This window comes from Methylobacterium sp. AC315 (assembly GCF_979253755.1).
This window is the reverse complement of record NZ_CEEDEA010000003.1, coordinates 215,712-238,084: the sequence shown is the minus strand read 5'-3', so window position 1 is coordinate 238,084 and position 22,373 is coordinate 215,712. Positions and strand designations below refer to the sequence as shown.

20 protein-coding genes and 1 riboswitch are annotated in these 22,373 nt (G+C 70.2%); of the genes, 9 read left to right on the top strand and 11 right to left on the bottom strand.

Features of this window, described 5'->3' with window-relative positions:
• Positions 1-84: 84 nt before the first annotated feature.
• The gene (locus AC0IY0_RS06340) at positions 85-1,587 is read right to left on the bottom strand and encodes an NAD(P)/FAD-dependent oxidoreductase (protein ID WP_471763335.1); all 1,503 of its coding nucleotides are present in this window, start codon (positions 1,585-1,587) and stop codon (positions 85-87) included.
• A 163-nt stretch (positions 1,588-1,750) separates the two neighbouring features.
• Here AC0IY0_RS06340 and AC0IY0_RS06335 point away from each other — a divergent pair, with 163 nt between their 5' ends.
• A complete protein-coding gene (locus AC0IY0_RS06335; RefSeq protein WP_471763334.1) occupies positions 1,751-3,523 on the top strand; it encodes a hypothetical protein in 1,773 nt (590 codons plus the stop codon).
• Positions 3,524-3,527: 4 nt separating this feature from the next.
• On the opposite strand, the gene AC0IY0_RS06330 is transcribed toward AC0IY0_RS06335, so the two are convergent.
• The 7 genes from AC0IY0_RS06330 to AC0IY0_RS06300 all read right to left on the bottom strand — a co-directional run bounded on the left by AC0IY0_RS06330 (position 3,528) and on the right by AC0IY0_RS06300 (position 11,346).
• The gene (locus tag AC0IY0_RS06330) at positions 3,528-4,760 is read right to left on the bottom strand and encodes a molybdopterin molybdotransferase MoeA (RefSeq protein WP_419829324.1); all 1,233 of its coding nucleotides are present in this window, start codon (positions 4,758-4,760) and stop codon (positions 3,528-3,530) included.
• Positions 4,757-5,248 (bottom strand): cyclic pyranopterin monophosphate synthase MoaC, encoded by a 492-nt coding sequence (moaC, locus tag AC0IY0_RS06325; RefSeq protein ID WP_147938701.1) that lies wholly within the window; start codon positions 5,246-5,248, stop codon positions 4,757-4,759. Before moaC ends, AC0IY0_RS06330 begins: the two co-directional genes overlap by 4 nt.
• 2 nt (positions 5,249-5,250) lie before the next feature.
• A complete protein-coding gene (trpC, locus tag AC0IY0_RS06320; protein WP_147938648.1) occupies positions 5,251-6,171 on the bottom strand; it encodes an indole-3-glycerol phosphate synthase TrpC in 921 nt (306 codons plus the stop codon).
• Positions 6,168-7,205 carry an anthranilate phosphoribosyltransferase gene (gene trpD / locus AC0IY0_RS06315; RefSeq protein ID WP_147938649.1) on the bottom strand — a complete coding sequence of 346 codons (1,038 nt, stop codon included), beginning with the start codon at positions 7,203-7,205 and terminating at the stop codon, positions 6,168-6,170. Before trpD ends, trpC begins: the two co-directional genes overlap by 4 nt.
• A gap of 35 nt (positions 7,206-7,240) precedes the next feature.
• Positions 7,241-7,855: an anthranilate synthase component II gene (locus AC0IY0_RS06310; RefSeq protein ID WP_147905834.1), complete on the bottom strand. Its 615-nt coding sequence runs from the start codon at positions 7,853-7,855 to the stop codon at positions 7,241-7,243.
• A 63-nt stretch (positions 7,856-7,918) separates the two neighbouring features.
• On the bottom strand, positions 7,919-9,439 hold the full coding sequence (gene trpE / locus AC0IY0_RS06305; RefSeq protein ID WP_471763333.1) for an anthranilate synthase component I: 1,521 nt from the start codon (positions 9,437-9,439) through the stop codon (positions 7,919-7,921).
• A gap of 5 nt (positions 9,440-9,444) precedes the next feature.
• Positions 9,445-11,346 (bottom strand): peptidylprolyl isomerase, encoded by a 1,902-nt coding sequence (locus AC0IY0_RS06300; RefSeq protein WP_147905836.1) that lies wholly within the window; start codon positions 11,344-11,346, stop codon positions 9,445-9,447.
• A gap of 196 nt (positions 11,347-11,542) precedes the next feature.
• Between AC0IY0_RS06300 and tpiA the strand changes: the two genes are divergently transcribed.
• Both tpiA and ppk2 read left to right on the top strand, forming a co-directional pair.
• The gene (gene tpiA, locus AC0IY0_RS06295; RefSeq protein WP_471763332.1) at positions 11,543-12,304 is read left to right on the top strand and encodes a triose-phosphate isomerase; all 762 of its coding nucleotides are present in this window, start codon (positions 11,543-11,545) and stop codon (positions 12,302-12,304) included.
• Positions 12,305-12,417: 113 nt separating this feature from the next.
• Positions 12,418-13,329: a polyphosphate kinase 2 gene (gene ppk2, locus AC0IY0_RS06290; protein ID WP_187277719.1), complete on the top strand. Its 912-nt coding sequence runs from the start codon at positions 12,418-12,420 to the stop codon at positions 13,327-13,329.
• A 19-nt stretch (positions 13,330-13,348) separates the two neighbouring features.
• Here ppk2 and AC0IY0_RS06285 read toward each other — a convergent pair whose 3' ends face one another.
• Positions 13,349-13,807 carry a nuclear transport factor 2 family protein gene (locus AC0IY0_RS06285; protein WP_471763331.1) on the bottom strand — a complete coding sequence of 153 codons (459 nt, stop codon included), beginning with the start codon at positions 13,805-13,807 and terminating at the stop codon, positions 13,349-13,351.
• Positions 13,808-14,110: 303 nt separating this feature from the next.
• Here AC0IY0_RS06285 and secG point away from each other — a divergent pair, with 303 nt between their 5' ends.
• The 4 genes from secG (at position 14,111) to AC0IY0_RS06265 (ending at position 18,459) form a co-directional block, all read left to right on the top strand.
• Positions 14,111-14,512, top strand: a complete 402-nt coding sequence (secG, locus tag AC0IY0_RS06280) for a preprotein translocase subunit SecG (protein WP_471763330.1) — start codon at positions 14,111-14,113, stop codon at positions 14,510-14,512.
• Between the two features lie 227 nt (positions 14,513-14,739).
• A complete protein-coding gene (locus AC0IY0_RS06275; RefSeq protein WP_147905840.1) occupies positions 14,740-16,368 on the top strand; it encodes a CTP synthase in 1,629 nt (542 codons plus the stop codon).
• Between the two features lie 64 nt (positions 16,369-16,432).
• Positions 16,433-16,885: a DNA polymerase III subunit chi gene (locus AC0IY0_RS06270; protein ID WP_471763329.1), complete on the top strand. Its 453-nt coding sequence runs from the start codon at positions 16,433-16,435 to the stop codon at positions 16,883-16,885.
• A 2-nt stretch (positions 16,886-16,887) separates the two neighbouring features.
• Positions 16,888-18,459, top strand: coding sequence for a S10 family peptidase (locus tag AC0IY0_RS06265; protein ID WP_471763462.1), 1,572 nt, complete (start codon positions 16,888-16,890; stop codon positions 18,457-18,459).
• Positions 18,460-18,462: 3 nt separating this feature from the next.
• On the opposite strand, the gene AC0IY0_RS06260 is transcribed toward AC0IY0_RS06265, so the two are convergent.
• Both AC0IY0_RS06260 and AC0IY0_RS06255 read right to left on the bottom strand, forming a co-directional pair.
• The gene (locus tag AC0IY0_RS06260) at positions 18,463-19,818 is read right to left on the bottom strand and encodes a coagulation factor 5 8 type domain-containing protein (RefSeq protein ID WP_471763328.1); all 1,356 of its coding nucleotides are present in this window, start codon (positions 19,816-19,818) and stop codon (positions 18,463-18,465) included.
• A 123-nt stretch (positions 19,819-19,941) separates the two neighbouring features.
• Complete coding sequence (locus tag AC0IY0_RS06255) at positions 19,942-20,964, bottom strand: DUF4424 domain-containing protein (protein ID WP_471763327.1); 1,023 nt, start codon at positions 20,962-20,964, stop codon at positions 19,942-19,944.
• Between the two features lie 229 nt (positions 20,965-21,193).
• Positions 21,194-21,388, top strand: a riboswitch (cobalamin riboswitch).
• A gap of 34 nt (positions 21,389-21,422) precedes the next feature.
• Between AC0IY0_RS06255 and AC0IY0_RS06250 the strand changes: the two genes are divergently transcribed.
• Together AC0IY0_RS06250 and AC0IY0_RS06245 are read left to right on the top strand one after the other, a co-directional pair.
• Complete coding sequence (locus tag AC0IY0_RS06250) at positions 21,423-21,605, top strand: CbtB domain-containing protein (protein WP_471763326.1); 183 nt, start codon at positions 21,423-21,425, stop codon at positions 21,603-21,605.
• A 16-nt stretch (positions 21,606-21,621) separates the two neighbouring features.
• Positions 21,622-22,371 (top strand): CbtA family protein, encoded by a 750-nt coding sequence (locus AC0IY0_RS06245; RefSeq protein ID WP_471763325.1) that lies wholly within the window; start codon positions 21,622-21,624, stop codon positions 22,369-22,371.
• Positions 22,372-22,373 lie beyond the last annotated feature (2 nt).

Sequence of the window (22,373 nt, the reverse complement as noted above, 5' to 3'; positions counted from 1 at the left end):
GTTCGGACGGTTCCGAATCGGACATAGACGACGCCTGCGGGCGGGCAAGTTGCGCCGGTGACGCGCGCCCGCAGCTGTCGCGTGTCAGGCGACCTTGCGGGGGACGAGACGCTCGCTGCCCAAAGCCGCCTGCGCGCCGGATACGCCGGATTCGGTGTATTCCGCATCCTCGTTGACCTGCCAGACATCGTGCCGGCGCCGGCCGCAGAGGATGTTCTCCACGGTCAGCATCGCGGTCATCATCGCGTGGTCCTGGTTGTTGTACTTGTGCATGCCGTTGCGGCCGACGAGGTGCAGGGTCGGGAAGTCCCGCTCCAGCTCGCGCCGCACGGTGACGACGTGTCCGGCATAATCCGCGTCGTAGACCGGATACGCCTTGGGCTGGCGGACCACGCAGGCATCGACCACGTTGGCTGGATCGATAAGCCCGATCTGGCTGATCTCGCGCTTGGCGAGCGCCACCAGCTCCTCGTCCGAGGCGGTCCAGAGCCCGTCGCCCTCGAAGCAGAAATACTCGAGGCCGAGGCAGGTGTGATCGTCGTCCGGCACCATCTCGGGCGACCAGGAGCGGAAGTTCTGCACCCGGCCGACCTGCACGGACGGATCGTGGATGTAGATCCAGTTGTCCGGAAAATTCTTTTGCGACTTGGCGATGAGCGCCACGGTCAGGAAGTCGCGGTACTTGAGCGACCGCGCGTTGAAGGTGCTGAGCGGACGCGGGCGGATCGCATCGACCAGTTCGCGCACCGGCGCCGACGAGATCACGTGCCGGGCCGTGAAGGTCTCGCGGCTGCCGTCGGCGCTGCGGGCCGCGACCGTCCAGATGCCGGTGCCGGCATCGTAGGAGAGCGCATCGACGCCGCGGTCGAGGAGCACGCGCCCGCCCTGCGCCTGGATCTTGGCGGCGGCGGCCTCCCACATCATACCGGGTCCGCGGCGGGGATAGCGGAACGACTCGATCAGCGTCTTGATCACCGGGCCGCCGGCCTTGGGCGCCTTGCGCAGGCCGAGCGAGCGCTTGATGCCGTCGCGGATCGCCGCGCCGAGGTCGAGGCCCTTGATGCGCTGGGCCGCCCAATCGGCCGAGATCGCGTCGCACGACATGCCCCACACCTTCTCGGTGTAGGTCTTGAAGAAGATCGAGAACAGGCGCTCGCCGAACTGGTTGCGGACCCAGGCGTGGAAGTTCTTGGGGTCGCGCACCGGCCGCATGCGGGCGTACAGGTAGGAGGCCACGCAAGCCGCGCTCGTGAACAGGCCGAGGTTGCGCAGCGCTTCGAATGCCTTGAGCGGATAGGCGTAGTACCGGCCGCGATAGTAGATCCTGGACAGGCGTGGCCGCTCGATGAAGTCGTTGGGTAGGATCTCGTCCCAGAGATCGACCACCGCCTTGGATTTCGAGAAGAACCGGTGTCCGCCGATATCGAACAGGTAGCCGTTGTGCGAGACCGTGCGGGAGATGCCGCCGACCTGCGCCGGATCCCGCTCCAGCACGGTGACCGACCGCCCCTGCTTCGACAGCAGGTAAGCGGCCGTGAGGCCCGCCGGCCCCGCGCCGATCACCAGCGTCTCGGTGTGGTGGCTCATCCCCTGCTCCGGCTGCCGTCCCGGCCGGATCGCGGACCGGCTCGCGCGGAGAGTGCGGCGGGATGGTTAAGGAACCGCCTCACGGTTGATTGACCCGCCATTAAGCGCGGGCGCGCAGCATGGCTCCGGCGCTCGCTTTCGGCGCATCCGGGGACCCGAACCGATGCCGCCCGCGGCCGCCGCCTCGCCGGCACGGATCGATCCGCGCACGTTCTTGTGGCTGCTCGTCGCCCTGTCGCTCGCGACGCTGAACGCGCCGCAAGACGTGTGGGACACGATCCGGCACCTGCGCGTGCCCGACACCGACGACGCGATGCGGCTTGTCGAAGTGCGCGACATGCTGGCCGGCCAGGGCTGGTACGAGAACACCCAGTACCGGTTCCTGGCGCCGGACGGCGTAGCGAGCCATTGGTCGCGCCTGGTGGACGCGCCGATCGCGGGCCTGATCCGGGCGTTGACGCCCCTGGCCGGGCCGGACCTCGCCACAGGTCTGGCGGCGGCGATCTGGCCGATGCTGCTGTTCGGGCTGTTCTGCACCCTGCTGTACCGGGGCGTGAACGCGCATTTCGGGAGCCGGGCGGCGATCCTGGCGGTGCTTGCGGCGACCCAGACCTTCGGGATCGCGATCCAGTTTCAGGCGGGCCGGGTCGATCACCACAACGTCCAGATCCTTGCGATCCTGGGTCTCGCGTTCTGCGTGATCCGCGGCGGCTTCCGCGCCGGACTCGTTGGCGGCGGGTTGGCGGCCCTGTCGCTGGCGGTGGGCCTCGAGGGTCTGCCCTATCTCGCGCTCGGCGCGCTTTACCTTGCCGGCGACTGGTGCCGGCGCGGCCGCGTCGCCCTCCCCTGCCTCGCAGGCTTCGGGCTCGGCCTCGGCGTGGCGGCCCCGCTCCTGTTCGCCGCGCAGACGGCCCCCGGCTTCTGGACCGCGACGCGCTGCGACGCCCTCTCCCCGCCCTGGCTGTGGCTGACGACCGGCGGCCTCGGCTTCGGCGCCGCAGCGTTCGTCCTGGACCGGTCTCGCACGACGGGCCGCGCGCGGCTCGCCCTGGCAATCGCCTCCGGCATCGCTCTGATCGGAGGGTTCGCCCTCGCCTTTCCGGTCTGCCTCGACGGGCCGTTCCCCGGGATGACGCCGCTGGTGCGGGAGCATTGGCTGCTCACCGTCAACGAGATGGCGTCGGTGCGGAAATCCGTGGCCCAGGGGCGCTGGGAGATGCTGGTCTTCTACCCGGTCGTTCTCCTCGCAACCCTGGCCGCGAGTTTGATGGCGTGGCGCGGATCACAGCGGCGCGCCTGGTCGGTCGCCGCCCTGTTCCTCTGGCCCGGGCTGATCCTCGGGATCTTTCAGTTCCGCGGGCTCTACATCGCCTCCGGCTTCGTGCCGCTGGTGGCGGGGCCGGTGATCGACCGGGCTCTGACGCTGGCCGTCCGGGCCGACCCCCGCCGCGGGGCGGCCGCCGCGCTCGGCGCCAGCCTCATCAGCACCCTCTGGATGGCGCCCGCGGCGCTGGCCGGATGGCTCGGCGCCGAAGCCCGGACGGGACCCGATCCAGCCGCCGCCTTCGCCTGCCTGGGAGATGCCGCCGTGCGTCCCCTGGCGGCACTCCCGGCCGGGACCGTGCTGGCGCCGATCGCCCTCGGGCCGTCGATCCTGCTGCGCACGCCGCACACCATTGTGGCCGCGCCCTATCACCGGGCGATTCCGGGCCTGACCGCCGCGATCGAGGGCCTCGGCGGCACCGAGGCGTATCTCAACCGGGTGCTCGACGCCTTCCGGGTCCGCTACGTGGTAACCTGCCCGGCTCGTCCGGCCGACGACCTCCAGGCCGAGCCGGCCTTCGCGACCCGGCTCGCCCGCGGGGAGGCTCAGTCCGACCGGCTGGAGCCCATCGCGCTGCCAGGTCCCCTCAAGGTCTGGCGGGTTATTCGCTAGGCGGTCAGAGCAACCGGCGATCGAGCCGGATGATCCGGCAGGGATCGCCGGCCGTCGCGGCCTTCTCGTGCGGCGCGCGGATCAGCAGCGCCTCGGCGCGGCCGAGCACGGCCAGCATGGAGGAATCCTGGCGCTTCTCCGGATCCGCCACCGGCAGGCAGCCGGGTTCGAGCGCGAGGGTGGCGCGCATATAGTCGGCGCGGCCATCGTTGGCCGGCAGGTCGCGGGCGAGCGTGGCCGGTTCGCTCCGGTCGGCGCCCGCCTGCGGGTCGCCCTGCAGGGCTCGGATTGCCGGCACGACGAACAGCAGTCCGCAGACGATCGACGACACCGGATTCCCGGGCAGGCCGATCACCAGCATGTCGCCCAGTCGCCCGTGCATCAGCGGCTTCCCGGGCCGGAGCGCCACACGCCAGAAGCCGAGTTCCAGCCCCTCCCGGGCGAGCGCGGCCTGGACCAGGTCGTGGTCGCCGACGGATGCGCCGCCGAGCGTCACCAAGAGGTCGGCCCGGGCCTCGCGGGCGCGGCGGAACGCATCTTCCAGGGCCCCGTGATCGTCGGCGGCGATACCGAGGTCGATGATCTCGGCGCCGGCCTCGGCGGAGAGGGCGGCGAGCGCGAGGCTGTTCGAGGCGACGATCTGGTCCCAAGCTGGCACGGCGCCGGGTTCCACAAGCTCGTCGCCGGTCGCGAGGATCGCCACGCGCGGCCGGCGGCGGACCGAGAGTTCCGGCTGGCCGGCCGCCGCGGACAACGCCAGGCGCCGCGCGTCGAGGGTCATGCCGGCGACCAACAGGGTCTCGCCGGCGGTGAAGTCCAGGCCGGCCCGGCGGATAAAGCGGTCTCTTTCGACCGCCTCCATCACCCGAACGACGTCGCCCTCGGCCTGCGCGTCCTCCTGGATCAGGATCCCGTCGGCGCCCTCCGGCACGGGAGCGCCGGTGAAGATCCGCACCGCCTCGCCGGGGCCGATGCGCCCCGAGAAGCCGTGACCGGCCGCGCTGGTCCCGATCAATCTAAGGCTGGCACCAACCACGGACGCATCGGCGAAGCGGACCGCGTAGCCGTCCATGGCGGAGGCCGGGAACGGCGGCTGCGTTCGGGAGGCGGCGACATCAGCCGCCAACGTGCGCCCTGCGGCCCGGGCCAGCGGAATCGTTTCTGCCTCGACCGGCGCGGGGATGCTTGCGAGCACCCGTGCCAGCGCTTCGGCGACCGGGATCAGCCCAGTGCTCATGCGTCGGGCGCCCGGTAGGCACCGGAGCGGCCGCCATCCTTGGCGATGAGGCGGATGCCCTCGATCCGCATGCCGCGATCCACCGCCTTCACCATGTCGTAGACCGTCAGGCAGGCCACGGAGACCGCGGTCAGCGCCTCCATCTCGACCCCGGTCGGGCCCTGGACCCGCACCTCGGCGGCGATGCGCAGGCCCGGCAGCGCGTCGTCCAGCTCGCACTCGACCCGCACCTTCGACAGCAGCAGCGGATGGCAGAGCGGGATCAGCTCGTGGGTCCGCTTGGCGGCCATGATCCCGGCGAGCCGCGCGGTGCCGACCACGTCGCCCTTCTTGGCGTCGCCCTCGCGAATCAGCGCCAGGGTCTCGGGCTGCATCACCACGCTGCCCTCGGCCCGGGCGGTGCGGTCGGTGGCGGGCTTGTCGGTGACGTCGACCATGTTGGCCGCGCCGCTGGTGTCGAGATGGGTGAGCGTCGAACCCGGTTCCATGCTCACCCCTTCTTCTTGTCGTCTTGCTTCTTGGTCTTGCCGGCCTTGGCGTCCGGCTCCGGCCCGTCGCCCTCGCCGAACAGCAATTCTTGGGTCGCACGCGTGACGTCCGCCTGCCGCATCAGGCTCTCGCCGACCAGCACCACGCCCAGGCCGTGCTCCCGGAGCCGCCTGACGTCGGCGTGGCCGCCGATGCCGCTCTCGGCCACGGCGATCCGGTCCGCCGGGATGCCCGGGGCGAGGCGGATCGCGGTCTCGAACGAGACCTCGAAGGTCTTGAGGTTGCGGTTGTTGATCCCGATCAGGGCCGTGCCGAGCGGCACCGCGCGGTTCAACTCGGCCTCGTCGTGGACCTCGACCAGCACGTCCATGCCGAGCTCGTGCGCGGTGGCGACCAGGGCCTGCGCCTCGTCGTCGTCCAGGCAAGCCATGATGGCGAGGATGCAATCGGCACCCCAGGCCCGGGCCTCGTAGACCTGGTAGGGCTCGAACAAAAAGTCCTTGCGCAGGACCGGGAGCCCGCAGGCCGCCCGCGCCTCGGTGAGGTATTCCGGACGCCCCTGGAATGACGGCTCGTCGGTGAGCACCGACAGGCAGGTGGCACCGCCGGCCTCGTAGGCCGCCGCCAGCGTCGCGGGCGCGAAATCCTCGCGGATCAGGCCCTTCGACGGGGAGGCCTTCTTCACCTCCGCGATCAGGGCCGGGCGCCCGGCATCGAGATGGCTCCGGATCGCCGCCGCGAACCCGCGCACCGGCACGGCCTGGGCGGCGCGGCGCTCGAGCTTGGCCAGCGGCACCCGCAGCTTCGCCTCGGCGATCTCGCGGCGCTTGTAGGCCTCGATCCGGGCCAGCACGTTGGGCCGCTCGTTCGGCGCCTCGGCAGAACCCTCATGGGTCACCGATTCCTGCGTGAGCGTGCTCATCGGCACTCCTCCCCGTTCGAGCGATCGTTCGAGGCCCGGACCAAGCGGGCGAGGGTGTCCCGCGCCGCCCCGGAATCGACGGCATCCTGCGTCCGCGCGAGCCCGTCCGCCAGGGTCGACGCCGCCCCCGCGACGACGAGGGCCGCGCCTGCATTGAGAACGGCGATGTCCCGGTAGGCGTTGCGTGCGCCGGCCAGGACGGCTTCGAGCGCCCGGGCGTTGTCGGCAGGATCGCCGCCGCGCAGCTCTTCCGGTGCCCGCAATGGGAGGCCGAGGTCCCGCGGATCGATGGTGAACCGGGACAACCGGCCCTCCTCGAGGGCGACCACGCGGGTCGGCCCGGTGACGGTGATCTCGTCCAGTCCGTCGGAGCCGTGGACGGTCCAGACCCGGCGGCTGCCGAGTTCGGCGAGCACCTTCGTCAGCGGCTCGGCCAGCGCCTCCTGCGCGACGCCGAACAGCTGGTAGGCGACGCCCGCCGGATTACAGAGCGGTCCCAGCAGGTTGAAGATCGTCCGCACCGGCAGCTCGGAGCGCACCGCCGCCACGTGGCGCATGGCGCCGTGATGGGCCTGGGCGAATAGGAAGCACAGGTTGGCCTCGGCGAGGCACCGGGCCTGACCCTCGGCATCGAGCCCAAGCCTGACGCCCAAAGCCGCCAACACGTCGGCGGCACCCGAGCGCGAAGTCGCGGCGCGGTTCCCGTGCTTGGCCACCGGCACGCCGCAGGCGGCGACCAGGATGGCGGCGAGCGTCGAGACGTTCACGCTGCCGGAATGATCGCCGCCGGTGCCGACCACGTCGACGGCGCCTGCGGGCGCATCGATCCGGGTCATGCGGGCGCGCATCGCCTCGGCGGCGCCGACGATCTCCTCGACGGTCTCGCCGCGCACCTTCAGGGCGGCCAGGAACGCGCCGGCCTGCACGGGCGTGACCTCGCCCGACAACAGGTCGTCGAAGGCCGCGCGCGCCTCGGCACGGTCGAGGGCCAGGCCCCCGGCGACCTTGGCGAGATGGGGTCTGAAGCTGTCCATGCGCTCTGTCGGAAGGCCGCCCCGGCCGTCCGGCGTCAATGCACGTCGGCGCGGGTCCTGTCACGCGCCGCGTTCCAGGCGGCGGCCAGATCCAGGAAGTTCCTCACGATCTCCGTGCCGTGCTGCGACCGGATGCTCTCGGGGTGGAACTGCACCCCGTGGAGCGGCCGCTCGGCGTGCTCCAGCCCCATGATCAGGCCGTCAGCCTCAGCCGTGACCCGCAACGTGTCCGGGCAGCTGGCCCGGTCCACGATCAGGGAATGGTAGCGGGTCGCCTCGAAGCTGTCGTTCAGGCCCCGGAACAGGCCGCTGGCGCCATGCCGGATGGTCGAGACCTTGCCGTGCAGCGGTAGCGGCGCCCGGATCACGTCGCCGCCGAAGGCCTGGCCGATCGCCTGGAGCCCGAGGCAGACGCCGAAGATCGGGATCTCGTGTGAGAGGTCTCGGACGACATCGAGGCAGATGCCCGCCTCGTTCGGCGTACATGGGCCGGGTGAGAGCACGATCGCGTCCGGCGCCTTAGCGCGGATGTCGGCGACGGTGATCGTATCGTTGCGGGCGACCGCGACGGCGCCGCAGAGCGGGCCGATCAGGTGAACGAGATTCCAGGTGAAGGAATCGTAGTTGTCGATGACGAGGACGTTGGACATCGCGGCGGCACGCTCGGGCATTTTCGCGATGTGAGCCCTCTCGCCCGCAGGGTCAACCTCGCTCTACTGCCCGCGCTTGGCCTGGGCGGCGAACCGAACCGCCTCCTCGGCGGCCCGGAACAGCGCCTTGGCCTTGTTGACGCATTCCTGCTGCTCGGAGGCCGGATCGGAATCGTAGACGATGCCGGCGCCGGCCTGGACGTGCATGCGCCCGTCCTTCACGATCGCCGTACGCAGGACGATGCAGGTATCCATCTCGCCGCGCGCGCCGAAATAGCCGATGCAGCCGGCGTAAGGCCCGCGCTTCTCGTGCTCCAGCTCGTCGATGATTTCCATGGCCCGCACCTTCGGAGCGCCCGAGACCGTGCCGGCCGGGAAGCCGGCCGCGAGGGCGTCGAGCGGATCGTGGCGCGGATCGAGGTCGCCCTCGACGTTCGACACGATGTGCATGACCTGGCTGTAGCGCTCGATGAAGAACGAATCGGTGACCCGCACGGTGCCGATCTTCGAGACCCGGCCGGCATCGTTGCGGCCGAGATCGAGCAGCATCAGATGCTCGGCGCATTCCTTCGGATCGGCCAGCAATTCGGCGGCGAGCGCCGCATCCTCGGCCGGGGTCGCGCCGCGGCGGCGCGTGCCGGCGATCGGCCGGACCGTGACGGTCCCGTCGCGCACGCGCACCAGGATCTCCGGCGACGAGCAGACGATCTGGAAAGCCTCGAAGTCGAGGTAGCAGAGGAACGGCGCCGGGTTGGTCCGCCGCAGCGAGCGGTACAGGCTGTAGGCGGGCAGCGTGAACGGCGCCGAGAAGCGCTGGGACAGCACCACCTGGAATACGTCGCCGGCGACGATGTACTCCTTCGCCTTCGCGACCATGCCGGCGAAGGCCTCGGGGGAGGTGTTCGAGACCGGCTCGGGATGCGCCACCGTCGAGAGGTCCACCCGCGCATCCACCGGCAGCGGGCCTTCGAGGGCCTCCGCCACCCGGTCGAGGGACGCGAGCGCAGCCTCGTAGGCGGCGCGGGCGGTGACGCCGGGCGAAGGTCGCACCGGCGAGATGACGGTGATCTGGTCGCGGATCGAATCGAACACCACCATGACGCGCGGGCGCATCAGGATCGCGTCCGGCACGCCCAGGGGATCCGGGTTCGGCTCGGGCAGCCGCTCCATGGCGCGGACCATGTCGTAGCCGAGATAGCCGAACAGGCCGGCGGCCATGGGAGGCAGGTCCTGCCCGCCGGATTCGCCGATCGCGCTCTCGGCGATCAGTGCCCGCAGGCTGGCGAGCGGCGCCCGGTCGTCCGGCTCGAAGGCGTCGAGATCCGCCCCGCGGGCGATCGCGGGGGCGCCGTCGCGACAGCGCCAGATCAGGTCCGGATCGAGACCGATCATCGAGTAGCGGCCGCGCACCGCGCCGCCCTCCACCGATTCGAGCAGGAATGCCGGGCCGGCATGCCGGGCGCGCAGCTTCAGGAACGCCGCCACCGGCGTCTCGAGGTCGGCGACCAGGCTGAGTTCGACGAGGCTCGGCTGCCCGGCCTCGTAGCGTCCGGCGAAGGCCGCGTAGTCAGGCGCCTCGGCCATGGCCCTCAATACTCTCCGCCGATGGCCCGGCGCAGGGCCGCCTGATCGATCTTCACACCCGCGTTCTTCTGGACCTCGGAAATGTACTGGGACAGCACGTCATCGGCGAGCGCGGCCTGGAAGTTCTTGGTGATCGCCTTGTCGCCCTGGGTGTTGGCTACGAAGGCCGGCATCGTCGCCGCCGTAACCTTGAACACGGCGCGCGAATCACCCGCGGCCGCGGTGCCAGCCTTGCCGACCGGGGTGGCGAAGATCAGGTTCACGTCGTCGGCGGTTAGCATGTCCTTGGCCTGGTTGCGGGCAAGGTCCTGCGCCTCCTGCGTGTTGACGCCGACCTCCTGGGCGACCGCCTCGATGGTCGCGCCGCCGTTAAGCTTCTCCGCCAGCTCCCGGCCCTTGGCCTGGAGCCGCTTGGCGATCTCGGCGGTGGTCCAGCCGGCCTTCACGCCGTCCCGGACCTCGTCCAGCGGCTTGTCGTGCGCGGCGTCGATGCCGGTTACGTCGTACCAGACGTAGCCGCCGGACTTGGTGCGCAGCGGCTCGTTGTCGCCGCCGATCTCGGCCCGGAACAGGGCCGGCAGGGTGGTGTCCGGGTCGGGGATGTCGGCGACGCGCTGGCCGTCCGGGCCCTTGCCCTGGGGATCCACCGCCTTGACGGTCACGAGCTTCAGCCCGCGCTCGGCGGCGATGTCGGCGAGCGGCTTGGCGCTGGCGCGCTGGTCCTCGATGGCGTCCCGGGTCGTCTCCATGGCGTCCCGGGCACGGCTGAGCGCCAGGCCCTTGCGGATCTCGCCCTCGACCTCGGCGAACGGCTTGACCGTGCCGGGCTCGATCTTGGTCACCCGCAGCAGCACGGTGCCGAAGCGGCCCTGGACCGGCTGGCTCACGCCGCCCTCGGGCAGCGCGAAGGCGGCGTCCGCCACCACCTTGTCGAACAATTCGGCCTTGGTCAGCGTGCCGAGCGTCAGGTCGGTGCCGCCGGTGCTGCGTTCCTCGGCCACGGCCTCGAAGGTCTTCGAGCCGTCCTCGATCGCCTTGCGGGCGGTCTCGGCCGCGGTGGCATCCGGAAACACGACCTGCTGGATCGTGCGCTTCTCCGGGCTGCCGTAGCGGCCCTTGTTCAGCTCGTAGGCGGCCTTGGCGTCCGCATCGGTGATCGCCTCCGGCTTGGCCATCGCCTCGGGATCGACCACCAGCAGGGTCGCGGTCCGGAATTCCGGCGCCCGGAAACCGGACTTGTTGGCCTCGTACCAGGCCTTCAATGCGTCCTCGGTCGGGGCCGGGATCTCTCCGGCAACGGACGGGGTCAGCATCAGGTAGGCCGCAGAGCGGCGCTCGGTGGTGTAGCGGTGGACCGCCTCGCGCATCGCCGCCGGCACGTGCAGATCGGACGACACGGCCTCGGCGAGCTGCAGCCGCGCGATCACGGAGCGCTGCTCGCGCACGAACAGGCCCTCGTTCAGGCCCGCCCGCTGGAGGGTCTGGTAAAACAGCTGCGGCTCGAACTGCCCTTGCGCGTTCTGGAAGCTCTTCTCGTCGTGGATCGCCCGGATCACCGAGGCGTCCGGCACCCCGAGACCGAGATCGTGCGTCTTCTGGTCGAGGGCCGCCTCGGTGATCAGCTGCGACATCACCTGCCGGTCGAGGCCGAGCATCCGCGCCTGGTCCGGGGTGAGCGCACGCTTCAGCTGCGTCTGATAGCGCTGCAGCTGGTTCTGGTAGGCTTGGCGCACCTGCTCGGCGGTGATCGGCGTGCTGCCCACCGTCGCGACGTTGCTGCTGGAGCCGCCGCGGAAGAATTCCTCCACGCCGAAGATCCCGACGCCCGCGATCAGCAGGGTGAAGATGATCGTCAAGACGATCTTGCCGAGCCAATGCTGGCTGGCGTTGCGGATGCCCTGAAGCATGATCTGTGATCGGATACCTTCGGCCGTCGACCCGTCGCCGGGCCGGTGCCATCCCTGAAAGCCGACCGCGATAGACCATTCGCGCCCACAGGCAAAGGCTCACCCATTCGGACGGTTTGCGCGCCCAAGCTCGCTCTGGTAGGCCCCGCCGACCCCGGAATACCGTGGCGGCGCGGGGAAGAGGTGAGGGCTAGGGATGTCGCAGACGGGGCGGAAACCGCTGGTCGCCGGCAACTGGAAGATGAACGGGACCCGGGCTTCGATCAAAGTGGTCGAGGCGATCCGGGACGGTCTCACGCCGGACCTGGCATCCCGCGTCGAGGTGCTGATCTGCCCGCCCGCGACGCTGATCGGCTCCTGCGTGGCCGCGGCCGCCGGCTCGCCGATCGTCATCGGCGGCCAGAACCTGCACGCCCGGCCGAGCGGCGCCTTCACGGGATCGATCTCGGCGGAGATGCTGGCCGACCTCGGCGCGCAATACGTGATCGTCGGCCATTCCGAGCGCCGGGCCTACCATCACGAGACGGATGACGGCGTCCACGCCAAGGCGCTCGGCGCCCGCCGCGCCGGCTTGAGCGGAATCATCTGCGTCGGCGAGACCATCGAGGAGCGCGAGCAAGGGCGCGCCCTCGATATCGTTCGCGCACAGCTGGCCATCGGCTTGCCAAAGGGCGCCACCGCGGCCGACACTGTGATCGCCTACGAGCCGGTCTGGGCGATCGGCTCCGGCCGGACCCCGACGCCCCGCGACATCGCCGAGGTCCACGCGTCTCTGCGGGAGATGCTGGACAAGCTCGTCGGCGACGAGGCCCACCGGATCCGCATCCTCTACGGCGGCTCCGTGAAGCCCAGCAACGCCCGCGAGCTGATGGCGGTGGAGAACGTCGACGGCGCCCTGGTGGGCGGCGCGAGCCTCGTGGCCGAGGACTTCCTGGGGATCTGCGCCGCCTACGCGTGAGGCGCGGGCGGGGGTCTCGGGCAGGGTCTCGGGCAAAGCCTTCGTCAGGGTCTCGGGACTGTCACACGATCCTGCTTTGTGGGGCGTGACGACACCCGACCGCGAAGCCTGCCATGACCATCGATCACGACCGCGCCGACCCATCGATGGTGGACATGATCCGCCGCGAGATCCTCGACAGCTACGACGAGGAGATGGAGCTCGGGTTCGAGGACGACCGCCTCGACAGCCTCGAGGGCGGGACCGGCTCCGGCAGCGACCGCCGCTTCTATTTCCGGGAGCTGCTGCGCCTCCAGCACGAACTGGTCCGCCTGCAGGACTGGGTCCAGCACAGCAAGCTGCGCGTCGTGGTCCTGTTCGAGGGGCGCGATTCGGCCGGCAAGGGCGGCGTGATCAAGCGGATCACCCAGCGCCTCAACCCGCGCGTCTGCCGGGTCGCGGCGCTGCCGGCGCCGAGCGAGCGCGAGCGCACGCAATGGTACTTCCAGCGCTACGTCAGCCACCTGCCGGCCGGCGGCGAGATCGTGCTGTTCGACCGCTCCTGGTACAATCGGGCCGGCGTCGAGCGCGTCATGGGCTTCTGCTCCGATGCCGACGTCGAGGAGTTCTTCCGCTCGGTGCCCGAGTTCGAGCGCATGCTGGTGCGCTCCGGCATCGTGCTGCTGAAATACTGGTTCTCGATCACCGACGAGGAGCAGGCCCTGCGCTTCCACATGCGCATCGCCGACCCGTTGAAGCAGTGGAAGCTGTCGCCGATGGATGTCGAATCCCGCCGGCGTTGGGAGGACTACACCCGCGCCAAGGAAGACATGCTGACCCGCACCCACATCCCCGAGGCGCCCTGGTGGGTCATCGAGGCTGTGGACAAGAAGCGCGCCCGCCTCAACTGCATCAGCCACCTGCTCGAACAGATCCCCTACCAGGACGTCGAGCATCCGCCGGTTCACCTGCCCGAGCGGGTTCGCCACGCGGATTACATCCGCACGCCGACCCCGCCGGAGATGCTCGTCCCGTCGCGCTACTGAGCGGCGAACTGGTCGCGCGTCAGAGCTTGAACGCCTGGCGGGCCATCAGGCGCCAGCGGCCGCCGTCCCGGTGCCAGACCTGCAGCACCCCGATATGGACCGGCGAGGTCTTGACACCCGAGACGGTTTCGCCGGTGAAGACGTGCCGGACGATCGCGTCCTCCCCGATCACCGAGGCCGAGCGGTCCGACAGCGTGATGCTGGGGAAGCGCGAGGCGCCGCTGGTCAGCGCGCCGACGAAGGCCGCCTTGTCCTGCACAACGCCGCTCGAATGGCCGTAGCTCAAGCCATCGAGGGTGAGGGCATCGAGGGCGGTGCCGTCCGCCGCGAGCAGGGCCTTGGTCAAGGCATCCACCGCCGCCTCGACCTCGGCGGTCTGGGCGGAGGCTTCCGTTCCGGCGGCGAACCCCGGCGGCGCGTGGATCAGGATCGGCGCGGCGAACGCGGCGGCGAGCGCCGAACGGCGTGAGATGGTCATGGCGAGGCTCCCGGGCGGGGCGGCGCGTTCGATGAGCCGCCTTCCCGCCCGTCAGAACACGGTCCGACCCCGGACGCGAGGCCGACCGGGAACAACCGGGGGCCGATCGTCAAGTTGGCGGCGGCCAGCGAGTGGTGTATGGCCGACGCAGATTTGCGACCGGCGCGCCAAGTCGAATGCCTGACACCTCGAATGCCTGGCACTTCGAGTGCTTGGCTCCTCGAACGCCTGGCACCGGCCGCCCGTCGCCGGATCGCCTCCTCGGGACCGGCGCGCGAAGCCGAACCAGATTCCGGAACACCGATGCAGACCGTCCTGATCGTCGTCCACCTCATCATCGTGCTCGCGCTAATCGGCGTCGTGCTGCTGCAGCGTTCTGAGGGCGGCCTCGGGCTCGGCGGTGGCGGCGGGGGTGGCGTCGCCGGCTTCATGACCGGCCGCGGCCAGGCCAACGCCCTGACCCGCGCGACTGCGATCCTGGCCGCCCTGTTCTTCGCCACCAGCATGCTGCTCGCCGTGATGTCGCACCGTTCGGCGGCGCCGAAGTCGATCCTCGACACCGGCGCGTCCTCGCCCGTCGGCCAGCCGGCCAAGCAGCCGACCGGAGCCGACAACCTGCTCGACACCCTGCGCCAGCAGCAGGACCGGGCCCCCGCGACCGCGCCGGCCCAGCCGGCCGTGCCCGAGGCGCCGCAGTCGCGCTGACGCGGCGCATGGCCGAAACGGATACCGGGTCGGCACTGGACGCGCGTGACAACCGGCCCCGTGAGCCGCAAGAGGTCAGGCGGCGGATGAGCGTGGGCCGACGATTCGGCTCAGCTCCGGTCCGCCCTGGCGGGCCGTTCCCGTTGCCCGCCTGATCCCCAACCATTCCATCGCCGGCAGGCTTGCCGTTTGGCAAAGGCCAGCGCTTTCTGTATGGACCGAGGCCCATGACGCGGTACGTTTTCATCACCGGCGGCGTGGTTTCCTCCCTCGGTAAGGGACTCGCCTCGGCGGCGCTGGCCGCCGTACTCCAGGCCCGGGGTTACCGGGTGCGGATGCGCAAGCTCGACCCCTACCTGAACGTCGATCCGGGCACGATGAGCCCGACCCAGCACGGCGAGGTGTTCGTCACCGACGACGGCGCCGAGACCGACCTTGATCTCGGCCATTACGAGCGCTTCACCGGCGTGCCGGCGAGCCGGGCCGACAACATCACCACCGGCCGGATCTACCAGGACATCATCGCCAAGGAGCGGCGCGGCGACTATCTTGGCGCCACCATCCAGGTGATCCCGCACGTCACCAACGCGATCAAGGATTTCGTCCTCGACGGCAACGACACGTTCGACTTCGTGCTGGTCGAGATCGGCGGCACGGTCGGCGACATTGAGGGGCTCCCGTTCTTCGAGGCGATCCGCCAGCTCGGCCAGGAACTGCCCCGCGGCACCTGTGCGTACGTCCATCTGACGCTGCTGCCCTACATCCCGTCGGCGGGCGAATTGAAGACCAAGCCGACCCAGCACTCCGTGAAGGAGCTGCGTTCGATCGGCATCCAGCCCGACATCCTGCTCTGCCGTTGCGACCGGCCGATCCCGATCGAGGAGCGGCGCAAGCTCGCGTTGTTCTGCAACGTCCGCGAGACCGCGGTGATCGAGGCGCTCGACGTGGCCTCGATCTACGAGGTGCCGCTCTCCTACCGGAAGGCCGGGCTCGACCGGGAGGTGCTCGGCCATTTCGGCCTGGAGCACGGCGAGGAGCCGGATCTCGGCCGCTGGACCACCATCTCCGACCGGGTGCGCAACCCCGAGGGCGAGGTCTCCATCGCCATCGTGGGCAAGTACACAGGGCTAAAGGACGCCTACAAGTCGCTCACCGAGGCTCTGATCCACGGCGGCATCAGCCACCGGGTGAAGGTCAACCTCGAATGGATCGAGGCCGAGGTGTTCGAGCGCGAGGATCCCGCGCCGTTCCTCGAGGGCCTGAACGGCATTCTGGTGCCCGGCGGCTTCGGCCAGCGCGGGGCAGAGGGCAAGATCCGGGCGGCCCGCTACGCCCGCGAGAAGCGCATCCCGTATTTCGGGATCTGCTTCGGCATGCAGATGGCCGTGATCGAGGCCGCCCGCTCGCTGGCCGGGGTGCCGAACGCCAACTCCACCGAGTTCGGCGAGACCTCCGAACCGGTGGTCGGTCTGCTGACCGAGTGGCTGCGCGGCAACGAGCTGGAGCGCCGCGCGGCGGTCGGCGATCTCGGCGGCACGATGCGGCTCGGGGCCTACGACGCACAGCTCGACCCCGATTCGAAGATCGCCAAGATCTACGGGTCGGAGCGGATCTCCGAGCGGCACCGCCACCGCTACGAGGTCAACATGGCCTATCGCGAGCGGCTGGAGGCGAAGGGCCTGCGCTTCTCCGGCCTCTCGCCGGACGGGCTCCTGCCCGAGACCGTCGAGCATGTCGGGCACCCGTGGTTCATCGGCGTGCAGTTCCACCCGGAGCTGAAGTCTCGCCCGTTCGAGCCGCACCCGTTGTTCAAGGGGTTCGTCGGCGCGGCGATCGAGCAGAGCCGGCTGGTCTGAGCGCCGGGGCGCGGCTCCGCGCCGCTGCTCGCGCCCGGGCCCCGAACCCTATATCGGTCGGATCGTGACCGAGATCCTGTTCTACCACATGCAGCGCCAGCCCCTGGAGAAGGTGCTGCCGAACCTCGTCGAGCGCTCGCTCGGCCGGGGCTGGCAGGCCGCGATCCAGGCGGCCACCGAGGAGCGGCTTCAAGCCCTCGACGACCACCTATGGACCTATTCCGACGAGAGCTTTCTGCCCCACGGCACCGACCGTGATCCCGACGCGGCCGGGCAGCCGGTGGTACTCACCTTGCGCGACGTGAACCCCAACACCGCCTCCATCCGATTTTTGGTGGAGGGCGCCGACCTGCCGCCGGACGCAGAGTGCTACGAACGGATCTGCATTCTGTTCGACGGGACCGACCAGGACGCCCTGCTGCGCGCCCGCGAGCAGTGGCGCCAGGCCAAGGAGGCGGGCCATACCGTCGCTTACTGGCAGCAGGACGATTCGGGCCGCTGGAACAAGAAGGCTTGACCGTGCTCCTCCGCAAACGTCTCGCGCATACCGCGCTCGTCCTCATCCTGACGGCGCCGCTGCCACTCCACGCGCAGGACGCACACCATCCCGGCCCTCAAGCGGAGGCCAAGCCAGCGCCTCGCGGGCCGGAGGGCCGGCGCCTTCCTCCGGATTCGACCACGCGCCAGAGCGTGACGCTCCCCGACGGCCGGACCCTCGACTTCACCGCCACGGCCGGCAGCCTGCCGCTCGTCGACGAGGCCGGGAAGCTTCAGGCCGAGGTGGCCTACGTCGCCTACACGATGGCCCCGGAGGCCGGGCGCCAGCGGCCCGTCACCTTCGCGGTCAACGGCGGCCCGGGAGCAGCGGCCGCCTACCTGAATATCGGGGCGATCGGGCCGTGGCGCCTGCCCACCGGCGGCGCCAGCATCAGCCCATCGCAACCGGTGGCGCTGACGCCCAACGACGGCACCTGGCTCGACTTCACCGACCTCGTCTTCATCGATCCGGTGGGCACCGGCTACAGCCGGGCCGCGGACGGGAACGGCAAGAGTTACTGGAGCATCGACAGCGACGCAGCCACGCTCGCGGCCGTCATCGCCCGCTACCTGCGGGTCAACGACCGCATGGCGAGCCCGAAATTCTTCGTCGGCGAGAGCTACGGCGGCTTCCGCGGGCCGCTGATCACCGAGAAGCTGCAGGAGGATATCGGTGTCGGCCTGTCCGGGCTGGTGCTGCTGTCGCCGGTGCTGGATTTCGGCTGGCTCGAGACGCCGCGGGCCAATCCCTGGGGCTACGTACTGAAGCTGCCGTCCCTGGCGGCCGGCGCCCTCGAACGGGCCGGCACGGCGCCGAGCCCGGCTTTGCTCGGCGATGCCGAGGCCTACGCGGTGGGCCCCTATCTCGCCGACCTGCTCAAGGGCCCCGGCGACAAGGCCGCCGTTGCGCGCATGACCGACAAGGTCGCGGCCTTCACCGGGTTCGACGCAGCCTTCGTGAAAGCGCAGGCGGCGCGCCTGTCCACCCGCAGCGTTCAGCGCGAGTTCGACCGGGCGGAGCAGCGCGTCACCAGCGCCTACGACACCGGCATCACGGGCTGGGACCCGAACCCGGACGCCGCACAATCGGGCTTCGAGGATCCCCAGCTCACCGCGCTCCAGGCGCCGCTGACCAGCGCGATGCTCGACCTCTACGCGCGCACGTTGAAGTGGCCGGTGCCGAACATGCGCTACGAGTTGCTGAACAACGCCGTGAACCGCGGTTGGACCTGGGGCTCGGGCCGGCAGGCCCCGGAGGCGCTATCGAACCTGAAGGGCGTGCTGGCGCTGGACGGCCGGCTCAGGGTGCTGGTCGCCCACGGCTTCACCGATCTCGTGACGCCCTACTACGCCTCGAAGCTCCTGCTCGCGCAGGTGCCGGCCTACGGCGCCGGGCGGGTCAGCCTCGCGGTCTACCCCGGCGGCCACATGTTCTACTCGCGGGACGATTCCCGGGCCGCGTTCAAGCGGGACGTCGAGCGCCTGTACCGGGATGCCGTACAGGCGCGCGGGGCGACCGCAGACCCCGTCGAGCACCGTGAGGACAAGCCCTGATCCTCAGGTGGCGTCGTCGAAGGCCAGCGCCTCGGCCGGGTACTCGATCATCATTCGGCGCTGCGCGTCGGTGTTCTGCCACGCGCCGACCTTGATATAGCGCTCCTCCAAGTCCCGGACCTCGATGACCCGGTCGATCGACGGAATACCCCGGAAGATCTGCGGCCAGTTGGACGCGAAGTAGAAGACCTGCTCGACCCGCTCGGACAGGTGGCAGATCGCCGGGCCGAAGGTCCCCAGGCCGAACACGAGGTAGCGGCCGTTGACCAAGGCCGTGACGTCGGCGATCAGCGACTCGCTCTGCGTCTCCACCGGCAATCCGAGACCCTGCGCATAGGCCTCGACCGCGGCGATCACCGGGTTCAGCCGGTTCTCGAAGACCAGCTTGATCGAGCGGATGCGGCCCTCGCCGAGCAGCCGGTCGATCACCATGCGGTAGAACGCGAAGGGCGGCTGGGGATAATGCGGGTCGACCCAGGTGCTGAAGATGTCGCCCGAGCGGATGTGGATCAGGAGCTGGTCGTCGGGCTTGGGCGGGACCGTCGCCGGCAGGCCGTTGAACAGGGGGCGGATCATCCCCTGGATGATCGCCCGTGAATCCGGCGGCGCGTCGAGGCTCACCTGCCGCTGGAACTGCGTCGGATCGAAGAACAGGCCGGACAGGAAGTACCCGTCGGTCGGCAGCGGCTCGTCCGGAGGCAGGAAGGTGATGCCGTCACAAGTCAGCCGCTCGGTCAGGAAGATGACTTTGCTGCGGTCGAACTTCGGAACCGCCACGTATTTCAGGTTCAGCGCCTTCGCGACCGACAGGGCGATGATGTACTGGATCAAGCAGTTGCCGAATGCGCCGTTCTGGAACACCGCCACGCCCACGAGGGCGCCGCTCGTGCGACCCGGACTGCTCTCCAGGGTATAGGCGGTGAAGGCGTTGGCGCCGGGCTTCTCGTTCAGGAGCGTCACGTCGAGGCCCAGCATGGCCCGCAGGGCGATCAGGTCGAACGCCGCCTCCTCGCACATGACCCGGACCGTGACGTTCGGCAACGAGGCCGGCATCGCGACGCGGACGGAACGCGTCCAGGCGCGCTCGTCGGCCTCAATGACGACCGTGCCGGCCTCCGACTCGACCGGACGGGACGTGATGCCCGGTGCGGACCAGGTCACGCCGTCCTGCGAGAACAGGATGGCGCCCTCCGCGACCGAACCACCCTCCCCGCACGGGATCCCGACAACGGACCGGACCGGGAAGCGGCCGCCGAGGTCGAGGTCCAGCCAGGTCCTATCCGCCTCGACGACCCGCTGCGGGGCGCGGCCGGCCGCGAGATCGACGAGGGCGGATGTCGGGGCGTCTTCCGGGGCCATCGTGTCTCCGAGGCGGGCTGGACCAAACGCGCCGAGGTCGGGGCCGGAGGGCGCGCCCGGCGGTGCCCGTATCGAACCCGACGCGTCAAGCCCATGGGCGCACCGCGAGGGCGCCCGACTAGTTCATTCGCCCGTCTTGGTCTTGAGCAGCAGGATCTCGATATCGCGCTGCGGGACGAAGTCCCTCATCACCGTCTCGAAGGTCGTCGGGCCGGTCTTCTTCACGTTGGCCCCGCAGAACGAGACCAGGGTCGTAGGATCCCCCTTGTCCACGACCAGCTTGAACTGGCCGATCGGGCCAGCCCAGTTGCCGCCGGAGCTGATCACGTGGGAGAGGGACCGTTCGTAGGCCTGGAACGCCCGGCTGCCGTCGGCGCTCGACCGCCGGTACAGGGCCTGGGCCGCCCGCTCGAAGGTCGGGTCCGTGCAATATCGGGTCGCGTAGTGCGCCTTCTGCGCCGGGTCGAGGTTCGGCCCGCCGTAGGACAGGCTCGCGAGACCGCCGAGGCTCGGGACGTAGCTCTGGCGCACCGCGATCTCGCGCCCGGCGGGAAAGACCTGCCGGCGCCAGAATTTCGACTTCAATGTCCAGAGCGGGGCATCCGCGATCGTCCCGTCCTTGTGCTCCTGCCGCTCCAGGATGCCGGCCGCGATCAGGTCGCGCCGCTGGCGCTCGCCGAGGCGGCGCAGGGCCGCTTCCGTCGCCGTGGTGGTTGGCACGAGCGGGATCCCCAGCGCCTTGAGCCGAGCGGTGATCTCCACGGGCGGTGTATCGCTCCGCATCAGGAACGCCCGCTGCTCGACCTGCGATTCGACGGGCTCGCCATCGACCGCGGACTGGAACTTCAGGAAGTTGTCGTGCGCCGGATCGGGGAGCGAAACCAGCATCTCGGAGTCACCGGTGATGTCGGGCATCGGGAACGCGATCGTGGTCTCGATGTCGGAATCGGTCAGGTTGCGGAACCGATAGTCGATCTGCACGGCCTGCTCGGAGAGGTACATATCCTCGGCCGCGAGGGCGATCGTGCCGGCCTTTTCCAGGACGAGCCCCCCGGCGATGAGCGCGGCGGTGCTGTCGTCGGACCGGACCGGAAGGGACGTGGCCGCCAGGACGACGAGGGCCAGCGACAAGGTACGCATCGACATCAACGCTCAAGGGTTCGAGAATCGGACAGGGGCCGGAATCGTCCACGCCGGCCGTTACACGGCGCCGGTGCCGCGGGCCAAGCGCCGACGGCGGTCGCGACGCGTCGAAGTCCGTCCCCCCAATGCGTTTCGACACTCACGGCCACCGCCCGACCCGCATATCCGTGCCGTACCCCAGGAGTCCGAAACGATTCCGCCGGGCCTCCGTTGTGCGAGAGCTGTCATGCGTCTACAACGATGGCGTGACGGTGCCCCGGAGACGGGGTGAAAAGGGAATGCGGTGAGGGGTACGAACCTCGAAACCGCGGCTGCCCCCGCAACTGTGAGCGGCGAGCGTCTGCCAGTAGGCCACCGGAGCGATCCGGGAAGGCGGCAGGCGCGCCGAGCCGCGAGCCAGGAGACCTGCCGTCACGATGAGATCCCGCAATGCCGCCGGTGGGGCGGCTGGAGACATGTTGATGACCACCTCGACCCTCGCCCCCATCGCCACCGGCATCCGCGCCGGAGAGCGTCCGGTTGCCGTCGCGCTCGCGGCCTTCCTGGGCCTCGGCCTCCTGTTCATGGCGGGCTTCTCGCCGGCGATCGCGCTGCACAACGCCGCGCACGATTTCCGGCATACCCAGAACTTCCCCTGCCACTGACGCCCCTGGCGCAGGGATGATCATCCGGCTTCTGTCGGCGGCCCTGGCCGCCGGCTTCCTCGCGGCCGTCGTCGTGACCGGCCTCGAGTTGACGCTGACGTCGCCGCTGATCGTGGCGGCCGAGCGCTATGAGACCAAGCAGACGCACCAGGCCGAGCGCAGGCTCCCGATCATGTCGGCTCAGGTCGTGCTGGCTCATGCGGGGCACGATCATGGCACACCGGACGCCGCACCCGAGTGGCAGCCCGGCGAGGGGTTGCCCCGGATGGCCTTCACCGCTCTGGCGACGCTCGTGGGCGGGGTCGGCTACGCCCTCCTGCTCGGTGCGGTGATCTTGGCCTGCGGCCGTGAGCCGACGCGGCAGGTCGGTGTCGCGTTCGCGATCGCGGGCTTCGCCAGCGTCGCTCTGGCCCCGGGCCTGGGATTGCCGCCGGAATTGCCGGGCAGCGAGGCGGCACCGCTCGCCGCCCGTCAGGCCTGGTGGGTGATGACCGCCGCCGCCACCGGGATGGGCCTGTACCTGATCACGGTCCGGCGCTCGCTGATCGCGATCCTGGGCGGCCTCGTGCTGATCGTGGCGCCGCACGTCGCCGGTGCGCCGCAGGCTGCGGAGGTGTCCTCGGAGCTTCCCGCGGCACTTGCGGCGCAGTTCGCGGCGCGCTCGCTGGCGATCAGCTTCGTCTTCTGGATGCTGATCGGCCTCGGCTTCGGCTGGGCCTGGCAGGCTTTCGGCCGTGGAAACGCAAGCGGGACGGTGCATGCCTGAGG

Coding starts and splice junctions, on each gene's coding strand:
- AC0IY0_RS06340 (WP_471763335.1), bottom strand. CDS start 1,587: ATGAGCCACCACACCGAGACGCTGGTGATCGGCGCGGGGCCGGCGGGC.
- AC0IY0_RS06335 (WP_471763334.1), top strand. CDS start 1,751: ATGCCGCCCGCGGCCGCCGCCTCGCCGGCACGGATCGATCCGCGCACG.
- AC0IY0_RS06330 (WP_419829324.1), bottom strand. CDS start 4,760: ATGAGCACTGGGCTGATCCCGGTCGCCGAAGCGCTGGCACGGGTGCTC.
- moaC (WP_147938701.1), bottom strand. CDS start 5,248: ATGGAACCGGGTTCGACGCTCACCCATCTCGACACCAGCGGCGCGGCC.
- trpC (WP_147938648.1), bottom strand. CDS start 6,171: ATGAGCACGCTCACGCAGGAATCGGTGACCCATGAGGGTTCTGCCGAG.
- trpD (WP_147938649.1), bottom strand. CDS start 7,205: ATGGACAGCTTCAGACCCCATCTCGCCAAGGTCGCCGGGGGCCTGGCC.
- AC0IY0_RS06310 (WP_147905834.1), bottom strand. CDS start 7,855: ATGTCCAACGTCCTCGTCATCGACAACTACGATTCCTTCACCTGGAAT.
- trpE (WP_471763333.1), bottom strand. CDS start 9,439: ATGGCCGAGGCGCCTGACTACGCGGCCTTCGCCGGACGCTACGAGGCC.
- AC0IY0_RS06300 (WP_147905836.1), bottom strand. CDS start 11,346: ATGCTTCAGGGCATCCGCAACGCCAGCCAGCATTGGCTCGGCAAGATC.
- tpiA (WP_471763332.1), top strand. CDS start 11,543: ATGTCGCAGACGGGGCGGAAACCGCTGGTCGCCGGCAACTGGAAGATG.
- ppk2 (WP_187277719.1), top strand. CDS start 12,418: ATGACCATCGATCACGACCGCGCCGACCCATCGATGGTGGACATGATC.
- AC0IY0_RS06285 (WP_471763331.1), bottom strand. CDS start 13,807: ATGACCATCTCACGCCGTTCGGCGCTCGCCGCCGCGTTCGCCGCGCCG.
- secG (WP_471763330.1), top strand. CDS start 14,111: ATGCAGACCGTCCTGATCGTCGTCCACCTCATCATCGTGCTCGCGCTA.
- AC0IY0_RS06275 (WP_147905840.1), top strand. CDS start 14,740: ATGACGCGGTACGTTTTCATCACCGGCGGCGTGGTTTCCTCCCTCGGT.
- AC0IY0_RS06260 (WP_471763328.1), bottom strand. CDS start 19,818: ATGGCCCCGGAAGACGCCCCGACATCCGCCCTCGTCGATCTCGCGGCC.
- AC0IY0_RS06255 (WP_471763327.1), bottom strand. CDS start 20,964: ATGTCGATGCGTACCTTGTCGCTGGCCCTCGTCGTCCTGGCGGCCACG.
- AC0IY0_RS06250 (WP_471763326.1), top strand. CDS start 21,423: ATGACCACCTCGACCCTCGCCCCCATCGCCACCGGCATCCGCGCCGGA.
- AC0IY0_RS06245 (WP_471763325.1), top strand. CDS start 21,622: ATGATCATCCGGCTTCTGTCGGCGGCCCTGGCCGCCGGCTTCCTCGCG.